The sequence below is a fragment of the Paenibacillus sp. FSL A5-0031 genome, assembly GCF_001956295.1.
Taxonomy (GTDB): Bacteria; Bacillota; Bacilli; order Paenibacillales; family Paenibacillaceae; genus Pristimantibacillus.
Genome location: NZ_MRTD01000001.1, coordinates 414,568 through 429,384 on the forward strand (window position 1 = coordinate 414,568; position 14,817 = coordinate 429,384).

Genomic DNA, 14,817 nt, shown 5'->3' on the forward strand with positions numbered 1-14,817 from the left:
TTTCTGCATGAGTATGCTGGAACAGTTTTTACCGGCGTTTTTGGAGGAAGTGGTAGGCGACCGCTTCGGACGCTATTCAAAGTATATAATTCAGGACCGTGCCATTCCTGACGTTCGCGATGGTTTGAAGCCCGTGCAGCGTCGTATTCTATATGCGATGTATGATTCAGGAAATACACCGGACAAGCAATACCGCAAATCAGCTAAAACAGTCGGTGACGTTATGGGTAACTACCATCCACATGGTGACTCATCGATTTATGAGGGCATGGTACGGATGGCACAGCCTTGGAAAATGGGACATCCGCTCGTTGATGGACACGGAAACTGGGGTTCTCAGGATGATGATCCAGCTGCAGCTATGCGTTATACGGAAGCGCGTCTATCGCCAATTGCGATGGAGCTGCTTCGTGACATAGAGAAAAGAACGGTACAATTCAAGGATAATTTCGATAATACAACGAAGGAGCCGGTTGTGCTGCCGTCGCGGTACCCCAACTTGCTCGTAAACGGGACCAGCGGCATCTCTGCCGGCTTTGCCACGGAAATCCCGCCTCATAACCTGCGTGAGGTTATTGATGCGTGTATCGCCCTTATGGGAAGCCCAGAGCTGACGCAAGAAGAACTTATGACCTATGTAAAAGGTCCGGATTTCCCTACTGGCGGCATTATTATGGGCGAAGAAGGCATTCGAGACGCTTATGCTACAGGTAAAGGTCGCATTTACATTCGTGCTAAGACGGCTATCGAGGATGTGCGCGGAGGCAAGCAGCAGCTTGTCATTACTGAAATTCCATATCAGGTCGTTAAGTCACGGTTGGTTACCGCGATGGAAAACATTCGGCTAGAGAAGAAGGTCGAAGGCATTGCAGAGGTGCGTGATGAGAGCGGACGCAATGGTCTGCGCATCGTCATTGAGTTTAAGAAGGATGCCGATGCACAAGGTATTCTGGCTTATTTGTTCAAGAAAACGGATCTGCAGGTAGCTTACAGCTTCAATATGGTCGCAATCGTGAACAAAACACCGATGCAGCTTGGTCTTAAACAAATATTATCGGCATATATCGATCACCAGAAGGAAGTAGTAACTTTCCGCACGAAATATGATCTTGAGAAGGCGGAAGATCGCGCTCATGTTGTAGAAGGACTTGTCAAAGCGCTCAACATATTAGACGAAGTTATAGCGACGATCAAAGCATCCAAAAATCGCGGGGATGCACAAGACAACTTGGTTGCGAAGTTCGATTTCTCCGCTCGTCAAGCAGATGCCATCCTTACTTTACAGCTTTATCGCTTAACGAACTTGGAAATTACGACGCTTGAGAAAGAGCTTAAGGAAGCGATGAAGAAGATTGCTTACTTGAAATCGATCTTGGCTAGCGAGAAGAAGCTGATTGGTGTTATTAGGGATGAACTGCTTGAGATTCAAACCAAATATGGCATTGATCGCCGTTCTGTTCTGCGCGGTGAGATCGAAGAGCTGAAAGTTAACCTCGAAGTTCTTGTTACACCAGAGGATGTTCTAGTTACATTAAGCCAGGATGGTTATGTAAAACGGACAAGCATGCTCTCGTTTACGAGATCCGGAGGCGAGCTGCAAAACGCAGGCGTCAAGGAAGGCGACTTCGTAAGAGAGTTGCTTGAAGTCAATACGATTGACAATTTGCTGCTCTTTACGCGCAAAGGTCAATATTATTTGCTGCCGGTCCATCAGATTCCAGAATTCAAATGGAAAGATACCGGAACAGCGATAGTGAATGTTGTACCTATTCCGAAGGATGATTCGATCGTAAGCGTCATTCCAATTAAAGATATTTTGGCATCTACAGCATCACTTGTTTTCATAACGAAACGTGGCCAAGTCAAGCGTACGGAGCTTAAGGAATACGCAACTACAAGATCCACTGCGGTTGCAGCCTGCAAGGTTTCAGAGGGCGATGAAGTCATTCGTGTTGTTTTGAGTGATGGTTCGAAGCAAATCATGCTTATTACTAAGCAGGGAATGAGTATTCGGTTTACAGAGTCCGAAGTCAATTCAATGGGCAGAGTTGCAACAGGCGTAAGAGGTATCCAGCTTAAGGATGGAGACGAGCTTGTCACCGCGGAATGGGTTGCTGAGGATGAAGGCGAATTACTCGTCATTACCGATATCGGTTACGCCAAACGTACTTTGCTGCTGGATTATCCAATTCAGGGCAGAGGCGGCAAGGGTGTTCAAACGTTCGAATTTAAAGAAGGCAAACGAGTGCGTCCAAACGGTTCGTCACTGATTGGGGCTTATTATTGCAAGGCAGCCAAAGAGATCGTAGCGATTACCTCATCAGGAGCGAAGCTTTCTGCTACATCGGAGAAAGCACCAATTGAAGATCGCAAATCGATAGGCAAGCTCATATTCCCAGTAGAGAAAACCGACGTTATTACGAGCACGCTTGCCCGTTCCATAACAGACACTAATCAAAAGGTCGATTAGGCGGATCAAACCGTTCAATGACTTCCAAAATAGCTTCAAGCATGACCCACAATGGTACCAGCTCATCCGGGCGGTCCAGCCATTGTGGGTCTTTTATAATGCCATAATTTTTAATTTTTTGAATGATTACAGCTTTTCTTTCTTCCACTGGGTGCACGCTCCTTACTGTTTAAGCATGAATAGACATAGCGCTGGGCTTTCGCCTTATTGTATGTCTAACGCTGTCATAATGTTCAACAATATATCGATTAATAGCGCAAATTATTAATTGGGTTAATCTTTTATTCGACAATAAAGACTGCTATAATAAATAGCAAATAGATGGAAATTGACAGAGAGCGAGTGTGGGAGTATGGTGTCTGGAGAATTTACTCGATTATGGACGAAGCTTTCGCGTGAATGGAAAAATAACTTGGAACAATCGCTTGCTCCTTTGACAGAAGGGCAGCTGAATGTATTAGAGCTGATGCTTCAGCACCAACCGATGAAGCCATCTGATCTGCTCCAATATTTAGCGACTACGCCTGCTGCAATTACAACACTGTTGGATCGAATGGAAAGAAATGAGCTCATTGAACGTACAAGAGATGATCATGATCGAAGAATTGTTTGGGTTTCTGTATCGGAGAAGGGCAAAGCGGAGGCGGAGCGCGGTACAACGATTCGGACTCAAATGATCGAACAATCGCTGGACCGCATTTCCTCTCATAACCAGCAGCTGCTGGTTTACTTGTTGGGCAAAGTAGCAAATTTGTAATCTGATTTCGCTATTCAACGCTTATTTCATAGAATCGAGCCGATTGCGCAGCATATCGTAATTTTTTTGGAGCACCTCGTAGTCGGCTTGCGTTAGCAAGGTATCATTTGAAGCAGCTAATGTTTCTTCGATTGGCAAGATGCGATATCGAAAGGAACGATCAGGCTTGTAGCGATGCACCCATGTCGGAATGGATTCAACATCAGTGATAGTAACTGTGCCTTCTGTCATATTTTTACGAACATTAACTTTAAAAATAACTCCGTAATCCTTCGATTCGCCCCGCTGATTAGAAATAAAATTTCCCATAGAATAAATAATAAGTCCTTTTTTTACATGACCATTCTCATCGGTTGTTTCAAGCACTTCATAGGGCTGGACAACATGGGGATGCGAACCGGCAATAATATCTGCACCCGCAGCGACAAGCGAACGAGCGAGACGTTTTTGTTCTTCGTTCGGTATAATCTGATATTCAGTTCCGAAATGCAGAGAAACGGTAATAAAGTCAGCACCTGCTTCACGCAGCCGTATGATGTCTGCTTTAATTTTCTCTTCATCAATAAGCGAAACGAGGTAAGGTTTGCCTTCAGGAATTGGAATGCCATTTGTTCCATAGGTGTAAGCTAACAATCCCATCACGATGCCATTTTTCTCGGATAGGACAGCTTGGTCTGCTTCTTCTTGTGATGCGGCTGTTCCCTTGCTTGGAAGACCAAGCTTCTTTAAATTCTCGAGAGTGCGAAACACACCTGACTCGCCTTTATCAAGTGAATGATTGTTGGCATTTGTTATTAAGTTAAATCCAGCATCCTTGATCGCTTCTCCAAGTTCGGTTGGCGCATTAAACGTTGGGTATCCAGTATAGCCATATTCCACACCAGCAATTGGTGTTTCTAGGTTGGCAATAACCCAATCACCTTGCTCCAAAATCGGTTTAACCTCTGCAAAAAACGGCTTGAAGTTATATCGATTCGTCTTCTTGTCAAAAGCTCCGGGCAGCTGGGGCGTATGCATCATGATGTCGCCTACGGCCATCCATACGGCATCGGCAAAAACAGGCTCTGGTGGTGCTGTCGGTTCAGGAGATGGTGAAGGGGTTACGACTGCTTGCTCAGTAGGAGTGGGGTCAATTGAAGCTGTAGGAAGCGAGCTGGCAGGTGCAGAAGCCCTCTCGTAAATGGAGGGCATTAAAAATATAACCAGTAAGCCAAGTAAACTTAGTAATAATAGTATAGAATTTGTTTTTCGGTGCCTTTTACGGCGCATTAGTATTTCGTCCTTCCTTGTTACGTATTGCTTAGCATACTGGAGGCGTCTTCTAGCTGCGAACTAGTCCACCAATTCCAAACATCAGAGCCGGTTGGAACAGAACGAAAACTCATCCATTCCTTTGTTATAGGATGAGGGACTGAAACCGAGGTTGACCATAACGCAATTTCGGATATGCCGCTTGTTGGTTTCGCGCCGTATTTCAGGTCACCTACGAGCGGACAGCCGATATGAGCAAGCTGTGCACGGATTTGATGAGGCCTTCCGGTATGCAGCTTCACCGCAATCAATGAATAACGGCCAGATACAGCTGCTACCTCGTAATCCAAAATCGCTTCTTTAGCCTCATTCATGGGTTTGTTATAGACGGTTACTTGATTTTGTTTGCTGTTCTTTACAATATAATGAGTTAAACGCGCTTGAGTTTGTTTTGGCGTACCTTGTACAACACAAACATAAGTTTTGCCAAAATGTCTACTGCGAACCGATTCGGATAATCTGGACGCAGCTTTTGAGGTTTTGGCAAAAATCATAACGCCGCCAACCATACGGTCAAGACGGTGAACGAGGCCGAGAAAGACGTTTCCCGGCTTGTTGTATCGTTCCTTTATATCCTGCTTAAGCAGGGTAAGCATATCTGCATCGCCGGTGTCATCCTCTTGTGAGAGGACGCCAGGCGGTTTAACGACAGCTATTACATGATTGTCCTCGAACAGAACCTTGATCGTCATTACTTAGACTCCCAACGTCCCAGTATTCCGCACGGCAAATTAAGGCCGGATTTCGTAATCGGCAATCCGATTTCTCCACAGTTGATCTCGCCACCATACTTGGCATTCATTGTCATATGCAGCAGGTTGTGCAGAACAGATTGCGATAATCCAGTTGTATAGGAGTTGATGAGTAGGAACAATGGATTGTCAGACAAAATCGATGTACAGGATTGTAAGAAAGGAAACAAATTTTCTTCGAGCTTCCATGTTTCACCATTCGTGCCACGTCCATAAGAAGGTGGATCCATTATAATCGCATCATACTGCTTGCCACGGCGTTGTTCGCGTTGAACGAATTTGAACACGTCATCCGTAATATAGCGAATTGGAGCGGACTCAAGTCCAGACAGCTGGGCGTTATCTTTTGCCCATTGGACCATACCCTTAGCTGCGTCAACGTGGCATACCTCAGCACCTGCTGCTGCGGCTGCAACGGTGGCACCGCCCGAATAGGCAAAGAGATTCAAGACACGAATAGGACGTCCTGCATTACGGATTTTGTCCATCATCCAGCTCCAGTTAACGGCTTGCTCAGGAAATAATCCTGTATGCTTGAAGTTTGTCGGCTTGATATGGAAGTTTAGTTCGCCATAAGAAATTGTCCAGCGCTCAGGCAATGATTCGCTCATCGACCATTGACCGCCACCGGAATTGCTTCTATGGTAATGGCCATCGGCATTTTTCCAAAGACCTGTTTCATTTGTGATCGGCCAAATAATTTGTGGATCTGGACGGCGGAGTGTATAATTGCCCCAACGTTCGAGCTTATCTCCGTCTCCTGTATCTATAACCTCGTAGTCTACCCATTTATCTGCTATGTACATGTTATTCGTAACCCTTCCTTGACCTTGTTTTTGTAATATAATAATGTCAACGATAATTATATCGAAGCTAACACAATGAAGCAATGAAAGCGACGCATTTAGAGGCTGGTATTTATTCGTAAGTTATGAAAATGGCTGTTTATTACAGCAAATAAGTAAATGCTGTTGCTGACAGAGCAAAAATCAGTGTAAAAAAGAGCATAATTTAGTAAATCTACAATAATAGAGGAGTAACAATATCATGATGAGTTTTGAGTGCGAGTGCGGAAATAAAACAGTAATGTTTGCTACGGGAGATCGGGACGAGCAGGGCAGAGAGTATATTGAAATCGAGGACGATGAGAGGCTTACTATTAAAGTTGGCGATAAAAGCGTATTATTTCGTTGTTCATTTTGCGGCTATACATACCGACTGGAACAAATTTGATTTTCTTTAGAAATTTTATAGGGGCTGCATATTGAAAACATTTATGGTTCGGAGTATGATAAACGTGAGTCAAGTTGTATGTACAAGTGAATCGTCATACCAGTGATAACTAGCACTAATGTCCGTACAAGTTGAGAAGAGGCGTTATCTCTAAAATTACGTTTATTACTCGGTGAATGCTTACATAGCTGTTTTGCATTCGCAAAACTTAAAGTGAATGCTTACATAGCTGTTTTGCATTCGCAAAACTTAAAGTGAATGCTTACGGAGCTGTTTTGCATTCGCAAAACTTGAGGAGGAACCATTCCATGTTACAAGTTAAGCCTTATCAATTTTGGTTTGTTACCGGCAGCCAGCACTTGTACGGACCAGAAACATTAGAAGAGGTTGCACAGCATTCACGTATTATTGCTGCTGCATTGAATGATGATTCTGTTATTTCATCCGAAATTGTATTTAAACCTGTAGTAACAACTCCAGAAGAAATCTTTAAGCTTTGCTTAGAAGCGAAAGCGGATGAGAACTGTGCAGGCATCATCACTTGGATGCATACCTTCTCACCGGCAAAAATGTGGATTCATGGTTTGTCTGAGCTGCGTAAGCCATTACTTCATCTCCATACTCAATTCAATCGTGATATTCCTTGGGAAACGATTGATATGGACTTTATGAATACGAATCAATCCGCGCATGGCGACCGTGAATACGGACATATTTTTTCCCGTCTAGGACTTGAGCGCAAAGTCGTTACAGGTCACTGGGAGGATGGCGTTACTCGTTCGCGTATTGCTAGCTGGATGGGCACTGCAATTGCAGTAAACGAAGGCCGTCATCTTAAAGTAGCTCGCTTTGGTGACAACATGCGTCAAGTTTCGGTTACGGAAGGCGACAAAGTTGAAGCACAAATCAAGTTTGGCTGGTCGATTAATGGTTATGGCATAGGTGATCTTGTTGCTCGTATGAATGAGGTTTCAGATTCAGAAGTGAAGCAGCTGCTTGAGGAATATAACGAGCAGTACGATATCTCGTCCGAGACACGGAGCAATGCGGCTTCATGGGCTTCCATTGGCGAGCAGGCTCGCATTGAGCTTGGTCTTAAAGCATTTTTACAAGAAGGCGGCTTCTCTGCATTTACAACTTCATTTGAAGATTTGCATGGCATGAAGCAGCTTCCAGGTCTTGCGGTGCAACGATTGATGGAGCAAGGATACGGCTTCGGCGGCGAGGGCGACTGGAAAACATCTGCGCTTACTCGCATGATGAAGCTGATTGCCAATAATAAAGGAACTTCATTCATGGAGGACTATACGTATCATCTTGAAGAAGGCAACGAGCTTGTACTTGGTTCACATATGCTTGAAATATGTCCTACAATCGCAGATAGCCGTCCGAAAATCGAAGTTCATCCGCTTGGCATCGGCGGCAAAGCGGATCCAGCACGGATTGTATTCGATGGACGCGCTGGTGCTGCGCTTAATGCTTCGCTCATCGATTTAGGCAATCGTTTCCGCTTGATCATTAACCAAGTGGATGCAGTAAAACCTACCCATGAAATGCCGAAGCTTCCAGTAGCTCGAGTGTTGTGGAAACCAGAACCATCGCTTCGAGATGCAGCCGAGAGCTGGATTTACGCTGGCGGAGCTCATCACACCGTATTCTCATACGTCGTAACGACTGAGCAGCTTGTAGACTGGGCGGATCAAGTTGGCATTGAAACCGTAGTAATCGATAAGCATTCGACGGTTCGCAGTGTTCGCAACGAGCTTCGTTGGAACGATCTCAGCTATCGTATTCGTTAATCATCCTATCATCTGATTGCTTCTTAATAGAGAAGACTGCTGCTTAAAACCATACAAGGTTAAGCAGCAGTCTTTTTCTCTATTTATAGGGTGTTTTAAAGTTATGGTTTAATAGCTTTTACTCTAATTCGCACATAATCCACATACCATGTATCATCATGGAATAAATCATTTCTTACTCTTGCGGCTATTTTAGCGTATAGTAACTTTTTATCTTCTTCCGATACATTAGCGAAAAATTGATTTGCGAAACCAGATAACCAGTGACTTAGTCCTTCTTCACCGTCTTCCATCTTCGTAGGCCGATCAAAAAGAACGGCATAAGTTACTCGAAAGCCTTGTTGTTCAAGTAGATGGCTATATTCTGAAATGCACGGAAAGAACCAAGGGTTTAACTTTTCTGCATCAATAGCATAATCCTCATCAAGCACATCTGTTGTTGCTTTTACTATTCGATTAACATTTCCTTTGCCGCCAAACTCAGCAACAAATCTGCCTCCGCTGTTTAGCACATTCCACACATTTTCAACCACTTGTTTCGCATTTTTCATCCAATGCAATGCCGCATTAGAGAATACAGCATCAAATGTTTCATCTAACTGAAACTGTTCAGCATTTCCAGTGAAAAAATGAATGGTTGGATATTTCACTCGTGCTTTTTCAATCATTTCCGCAGAAAAATCCATGCCTATAACTGTTGCTCCTGTTTTCGATATATCATAGGCCAAATCTCCAGTGCCACACCCTACATCTAATATTTTCTCGCCTGGGGCAGGACTTAATAATTCAACAACTTCCTTCCCATACTCAGATACAAAACCCAGTTTGTTGTCATATAATTCGGTTTTCCAAAATTGGCCGGAAGGCATAATATCATCCCCTAACTATTGGTAATCATATTCTCACACAAAGATTGTATATAAGTGAAATATATTATTCCTATCTACTTTATAGTTTTAAACTATAAAATTGGATCAGAAAAAAGCTTTACTCCTGTAGGTTAGAAGCAAAGCTCATGGTATACCTCAAATATGAATGGGTTTATTCTGATTTTTCTTTTTGAATTTTTGCAGGGTTATTGATTTTGTAAGGAACAGGGTGCTTAGTAAGCTTTTTAGCGACTATTTTTCCTTCAAAATGAAGGATATCGCCGATTTCCAGCTCAAGTTTTTTGAGGGTAGCACTATGGCTGGACCACGCATCGCCGATTTCCATAGCAGGATCTTGAATGGCTACTGCGTTGTATATAACAACCTCGTCATCTGTGTCAGAAAAATTGTTAGGTACAGTCGTAAATTCTTTTACTGTTGCAACCATCTTGATCTTATCTTCAGGGAGCTGCAGTTTTGGTGCCTTTTCTTTTTTGGTTTTTTCCTTTGGAGCAGCTGCTGCTTTAGGTTCTTTATGTACTTCTTCAACGGAATCAGGCGCTGGTATCGTCTCCGAAATCGCTGCTGCATCATTATTTTGTGATGTGTCTAGCAGAACGTCAATTTTATCAGCTTCAATCTCTTGTACAGGTGCAATCTCTTCAACTGTATTGGAAGTCTTCTGGCCATAACTAGAAGCTTGCATTTCCTTTAAGTAGGAGGGGTGAATACAATGCTTTTGTTCATTTTCAAACGAAATGACAGCAGTCATTTTATCCACATAACCAATAATAGTGCATTCGAGATTCACGCCGTTTCCTTTATAGAAAAATACTTTTGTTTTGGCAGCCTTCTCAGAAAGCAAACCCCATTCCTTGCATTTTTCTATTTGCTCTGCTTCGTTTTCGAAGCCAATGTACGATATCGGTTCAATAATGAATGGATGTCCCATGTAATCTCCGCCTTTTTGGTATTATCATCATCTATTTTATCATTTTTTTGACATGTTAGTCGTTACTTGCTGACGATTAATAAAATTTTAGTCGTTTATTTAAATCAGATGGGGAGGGGAGAAAAATAAGCCACCTGAATAGGAACATTTTAACAATGTTTATTTGACAATGAGAATCGTTATCGATATAGTTAAATGGTAGTTTTTAAAATGATATAGGAGGGATTACTGTGTTCATTCAATTGAGATCAATTGTAGTGGAAAAGGGAAATTCACAGCAAGTTGTCGACAATTTTGGGCAAGAGGGCTATATTGATGGCAAGGAAGGTCTTATCGATATTAATATTATGGTGAATAGAAAAGCAAAAGAAACGGAAGAAGTTGTTATTATGATCCGTTGGGAGTCTGATGAGGCTTGGAAAAATTGGGAGAAAGATCCCGTCCATATTGCTGGCCATCGGAACAAAAAAGATGAGCAGCGTCCTTCATATATCGTTGATTCATCGGTAAATATGTATGATGTAAAAAAAATCAAACCAGGTACTTTTGGCAAATAAACAGAAAGCGACTTACCCTTGGTGGGCAATGTCGCTTTTTTTATTTATTCATTTTTGGGAATCTGGAATGTTACCGTGGTTCCAAAATTATGTTTGCTTGCAATGACAAGTCCATGACTATATAACTGTTTTAATCGGCGATCCGTATTCAATAAATCTATTCCTCGTTGTTCGTTATACTTCTCATCCAACAGTTGCCCCAATTCTTCTTCGTCCATTCCTATTCCATCATCTGCAATCGATATTTCGATAACGTGGCTGTGGTTTTTTTATTTGAATACAGAGCATTCCTTCTTGAAAGCGCATTAATATGCCACTCTAGCTCATGTACAATAGATACAAATTGATTCGTATTTAAGAAATCATAACTAATACGCAATTAACTTCTGAACGCATCAATTAGCTTTTGTATTTTGGAAGTTTCCATATCGCTTAAGACGAGTAGGATACCCTTCCACAGTTTTTATAGAAGCAGAAGAATTTGTATTCAATCCTGATAGAGAAGCTATGAATGTATAATGCCAAACTCATATGATGCATATAGTAATGAACAAGCTGCATCCCGTGAGGAGGTTTGGAATGAAATCCAGCATTTCGGGAAAAGTGATGATCATTTACGGAAGCACATTTCTGCTGATTATTGTTTTAACCTTTTGGTTGTCCTACCGGGGTACGGTTGGTCCGCTTGAGGCCGATCTGACCAATACGAATCTCGCACTACTCAAGCAAGTTGACCAAAAGATTGAAGTGGCGTTCCGTCAAACCGAGAAAGATTTACTCGCGCTTATGGAAGAGCTCGAATTCGTCTACTTCATGCTGGATAGTTACAATGACGATGCCCAAAAATACAGCAACTATTATGTGATTACGACAAAATTAAAAAACTTTATTAACGCCAATCCCACTTTCTCATCCATTTTCGTTTACTCTGCTGTAAACGGCGATATTTTGACCGAAAAGGCTTATATGAATGATATTTCATCGGTAGACAACTGGCTGGCTGATAATATGGACATGCCGGGTTATTTCAAGTGGATGACGACTCATCCGGTGTGGGATGGAACGACAACACAAAACGTTGTCACACTGGTGCGCTCCTACCCAACGCTCAGCAGTCCCGGTTATCGCAACGGTATCGTTGCCGTTAACATTAACGAGGTTGTTCTCTACGATATGATTAAATCGGTCTATGAGGAAAGCTCGGCTGGCCATTTGTTTATATTCGATGCAGATGGAAAAGTCGTCAGCCACGATGACAAAACGCTCCTTTACCAAAATTTAAAGCAATTGCCCTATATGAAAAATGTACTCGCAGCAGAAGGCAGCGGCTCCCTATCAGTCAAGCTGAACGGCGAACCGCAAACCGTATTTTACAGAACTTCCGCCTATACGGGTTGGAAAATGGTCAGCATCATGCCGGAATCACAAATTTACGAGCCGCTTCAGATTACCCGCAATCTTTTATTTATATTAGCTGGCGTAATGATCGTTCTAGCGCTAATTGTATTGTTCTACGTCAATCGATTAACTTTCAAGCCGCTTGATCGACTGGTCAGCAAGCTATCAGGCACCTACCAACCGGATAAGAAGCGCGGATTTGATACGGCGGGGTTCACTTATTTGGAGACGGTCTTTGAGCAAATGATGGAGGATCGGGAGCATTTGGAGAAGCATGTGCGGGATTCCAAATCCGTGCTCAAATGGAGATTGATTATGGATATGCTGACCGGCTACCGAACGGACTACCAAGCTTTGCGGCATCACTTTGAATTTACAGGCATTAAACTCTATTCAGAGCGCTACCTTGTATGTACAGCAGAAATAGGCAAGCCAGAAGGCTGCTTAAGCCCGCGTGATGAAACGTTGTATACGTATGTGTTTTGCAACGTGGCGGAGGAGATGATGGGCAAAGAGGATGCTGGAGTCGCAATCGATTTAGGCGGCGGACGAGCGGCGCTTGTCTTTAGCTTCGCAGAAGGCGAAGCAGAACAAAACCAGTTGCGCGCGCTCGCAATTTTGGAATGGATACTTGAGGTAATTAAAAAGCAATTCGGCTTAGTCGCCACGGTGGGCGTTGGCAGAGGAGTCAAGGAACTCGGCGATATTCAAAGCTCCTACGGCGAGTCGCGAAAGGCGCTCCGCTACAAGATGCTTTTTGGCAGCCATTCCGTCATTTCAATCGAGGATTTGCAACCGCCGGACAGTCAAGACTATTACCGTTTGAACCGGAAGGCAACTCGAATTATGGAGGCGCTCAAGCAGACGGAAACGGATAAAATAAAGGAGGATGTGCATCAAGCCTTCGAGAAGGCGGTGGAACTAGGCTTGCCTCCTGACCTCATCCGCCAGTTTTCGTTCGATTTAATCGTGAAGGCGCTGCAGGTTGCGGATGCAATCGGAATCGGTCCTGAGGAGTCGATGGGCAACTTGGACAGCATTTATGAGAAGATAGAGCACAGTGAGGATTGGAAGCAAGCAGAGTCCCTCGTCCTCGCTGTTCTTGAGGAGCTGGCTGCTAAGCTTACGAGCAAACGAAGCCTGAGAGGGAAAAATGACACGATTGAGCGGATGCTTACCTACATTCAAGCCCATTACCACGAAAATGATTTGTCGCTCGATCGGCTCGCTGAACAGTTTCATTTGAGCCCAACCTATATTAGCAAGCAGTTTAAAGAATATACCGAACGAAATTTTATCGACTATCTAATCGAAATTCGAATTGACGCCTCGAAAGCACTGCTTGCTAATAAGGATAAAAAGGTGAACGACATCGCCGAAGCGATTGGATATATGAATACCCGCAGCTTCCTGCGGACGTTTAAAAAATTTACAGGGATGACACCGACAGAGTTCCGCGAGCAAGCCATCAGCAAACAACCAGGGCAAGACACAGAGCGAACGTAAGACCGGTGGCACACTTCCAAAGCGGAGGCGTTGCCCCGGTTTTTTCATTGTAATATAAGAATTTATAAGTTTGTCAGCTTATAGAGAGCTTATATTTCTCCATCAAATATACTTCAACATCCAGAGGATGCTGAAGGCGTTTTTGCTTGTAATGGCGGGATTTCTTCCGTTTCACAGCAAAAGAATGAACCTGTTCAAGAAAGGTGACTGGGCCTTTTCACAATAAAAGACACCTGGCACAGAACATGTCTATATTCAGCTTCCCGAGCTTTGTGTACGATCGAATTGTAGACGGAACATAAAGGGGGGGAGGACGATTTGGATACGCCTTAAGCGGGATCGTCACTTATATTTGATGCTTCTGCCTGTCATCTTGTTTTATGTCATCTTTAAATACGCACCGATGGCGGGCGAGATTATCGCATTCAAAAATTACCGGTTTATTGATGGAATATGGGGAAGCGAATGGGCTGGTTTTCATCATTTTCAAATGCTGTTCGCAAGCTTGGATTTTTGGAGAATTCTTAGAAATACGCTGCTGCTGAACATCTATAGTCTCGTATTTGGTTTTCCGGTACCTATCCTCCTTGCCCTGATGCTTAACGAGGTGCGCAGAGAATGGTACAAAAGGACGATCCAGAATCTGTTGTATTTGCCTCACTTCATTTCTTGGGTTGTGCTAGGCGGAATCGTTATTGCGATCCTATCGCCGAGCACAGGCATTGTGAATCTGATTTTAAAACAATTTGGCATCGAGCCCGTTTATTTTATGGCGGATTCGACTTGGTGGCCTGTTGTGTATACGTTATCAGGTATTTGGCGCGAAGCGGGATGGGGCACGATTCTCTATCTAGCAGCGATGGCTTCAATTGATCCCCAGCTTTATGAAGCAGCCAAAATCGACGGTGCAAACAAGCTGCGGCAAATTTGGCATATTACACTTCCCGGCATTCGCAGCACGATTGCCATCTTATTGATCCTTCGAATGGGGCATATGATGGATGTTGGCCTTGAACAAACGCTGGTGCTTCAAAACCAATCCGTACTGGATGTCGCGGATGTCATCAGCACCTACGTATACCGGGTCGGCTTGCAAAATATGAATTACAGCTACACGACAGCGCTTGGGTTATTCCAATCCTTGATTGGGTTCATTTTAGTCGTAGGCGTTAACGGGCTCATCCGAAAGTTCGGCGAAAGGGGGTTATGGTAA

General features: G+C 43.5%; 15 protein-coding genes. 8 read left to right on the top strand and 7 right to left on the bottom strand.

The genetic code is table 11. The features are described 5' to 3' along the window. The first annotated feature begins 7 nt into the window (after positions 1-7). Positions 8-2,470 (top strand): DNA gyrase subunit A, encoded by a 2,463-nt coding sequence (gene gyrA / locus BK120_RS01730; RefSeq protein WP_076265739.1) that lies wholly within the window; start codon positions 8-10, stop codon positions 2,468-2,470. On the opposite strand, the gene BK120_RS35110 is transcribed toward gyrA, so the two are convergent. Next, positions 2,451-2,618: a hypothetical protein gene (locus BK120_RS35110; protein ID WP_179089723.1), complete on the bottom strand. Its 168-nt coding sequence runs from the start codon at positions 2,616-2,618 to the stop codon at positions 2,451-2,453. The genes gyrA and BK120_RS35110 overlap by 20 nt on opposite strands. Before the next feature lie 204 nt (positions 2,619-2,822). Between BK120_RS35110 and BK120_RS01735 the strand changes: the two genes are divergently transcribed. Continuing rightward, positions 2,823-3,227, top strand: a complete 405-nt coding sequence (locus tag BK120_RS01735; RefSeq protein WP_076265740.1) for a MarR family winged helix-turn-helix transcriptional regulator — start codon at positions 2,823-2,825, stop codon at positions 3,225-3,227. 21 nt (positions 3,228-3,248) lie between these two features. Here BK120_RS01735 and BK120_RS01740 read toward each other — a convergent pair whose 3' ends face one another. Next, on the bottom strand, positions 3,249-4,247 hold the full coding sequence (locus BK120_RS01740) for a CapA family protein (RefSeq protein ID WP_256710753.1): 999 nt from the start codon (positions 4,245-4,247) through the stop codon (positions 3,249-3,251). On the opposite strand from BK120_RS01740, the gene BK120_RS35820 reads away from it, so the two are divergent. Further along, entirely contained in the window at positions 4,246-4,407 is a 162-nt protein-coding gene (locus BK120_RS35820) for a hypothetical protein (RefSeq protein ID WP_256710754.1), read from the top strand. The genes BK120_RS01740 and BK120_RS35820 overlap by 2 nt on opposite strands. 109 nt (positions 4,408-4,516) lie before the next feature. Here BK120_RS35820 and BK120_RS01745 read toward each other — a convergent pair whose 3' ends face one another. Both BK120_RS01745 and BK120_RS01750 read right to left on the bottom strand, forming a co-directional pair. Next, positions 4,517-5,230 (bottom strand): RluA family pseudouridine synthase, encoded by a 714-nt coding sequence (locus tag BK120_RS01745; RefSeq protein WP_076265741.1) that lies wholly within the window; start codon positions 5,228-5,230, stop codon positions 4,517-4,519. Further along, on the bottom strand, positions 5,230-6,096 hold the full coding sequence (locus tag BK120_RS01750; protein WP_076265742.1) for a class I SAM-dependent methyltransferase: 867 nt from the start codon (positions 6,094-6,096) through the stop codon (positions 5,230-5,232). The genes BK120_RS01745 and BK120_RS01750 overlap by 1 nt, the downstream gene beginning before the upstream one ends. Before the next feature lie 241 nt (positions 6,097-6,337). On the opposite strand from BK120_RS01750, the gene BK120_RS01755 reads away from it, so the two are divergent. After that, positions 6,338-6,523 carry a hypothetical protein gene (locus BK120_RS01755; protein WP_076265743.1) on the top strand — a complete coding sequence of 62 codons (186 nt, stop codon included), beginning with the start codon at positions 6,338-6,340 and terminating at the stop codon, positions 6,521-6,523. Between the two features lie 308 nt (positions 6,524-6,831). After that, the gene (gene araA, locus BK120_RS01760; protein WP_076265744.1) at positions 6,832-8,322 is read left to right on the top strand and encodes an L-arabinose isomerase; all 1,491 of its coding nucleotides are present in this window, start codon (positions 6,832-6,834) and stop codon (positions 8,320-8,322) included. 101 nt (positions 8,323-8,423) lie between these two features. On the opposite strand, the gene BK120_RS01765 is transcribed toward araA, so the two are convergent. Further along, positions 8,424-9,191 carry a class I SAM-dependent methyltransferase gene (locus BK120_RS01765; protein ID WP_076265745.1) on the bottom strand — a complete coding sequence of 256 codons (768 nt, stop codon included), beginning with the start codon at positions 9,189-9,191 and terminating at the stop codon, positions 8,424-8,426. A gap of 172 nt (positions 9,192-9,363) precedes the next feature. Then, positions 9,364-10,143 carry a hypothetical protein gene (locus BK120_RS01770; protein ID WP_076265746.1) on the bottom strand — a complete coding sequence of 260 codons (780 nt, stop codon included), beginning with the start codon at positions 10,141-10,143 and terminating at the stop codon, positions 9,364-9,366. 230 nt (positions 10,144-10,373) lie between these two features. Between BK120_RS01770 and BK120_RS01775 the strand changes: the two genes are divergently transcribed. After that, complete coding sequence (locus BK120_RS01775; RefSeq protein ID WP_076265747.1) at positions 10,374-10,700, top strand: antibiotic biosynthesis monooxygenase; 327 nt, start codon at positions 10,374-10,376, stop codon at positions 10,698-10,700. A 44-nt stretch (positions 10,701-10,744) separates the two neighbouring features. Here BK120_RS01775 and BK120_RS01780 read toward each other — a convergent pair whose 3' ends face one another. Beyond that, positions 10,745-10,951: a sensor histidine kinase gene (locus tag BK120_RS01780; protein ID WP_305953864.1), complete on the bottom strand. Its 207-nt coding sequence runs from the start codon at positions 10,949-10,951 to the stop codon at positions 10,745-10,747. A gap of 328 nt (positions 10,952-11,279) precedes the next feature. Here BK120_RS01780 and BK120_RS01785 point away from each other — a divergent pair, with 328 nt between their 5' ends. Both BK120_RS01785 and BK120_RS01790 read left to right on the top strand, forming a co-directional pair. Further along, positions 11,280-13,604, top strand: a complete 2,325-nt coding sequence (locus tag BK120_RS01785; RefSeq protein ID WP_076265748.1) for a helix-turn-helix domain-containing protein — start codon at positions 11,280-11,282, stop codon at positions 13,602-13,604. A 355-nt stretch (positions 13,605-13,959) separates the two neighbouring features. Beyond that, a complete protein-coding gene (locus BK120_RS01790) occupies positions 13,960-14,817 on the top strand; it encodes an ABC transporter permease (RefSeq protein WP_076266106.1) in 858 nt (285 codons plus the stop codon).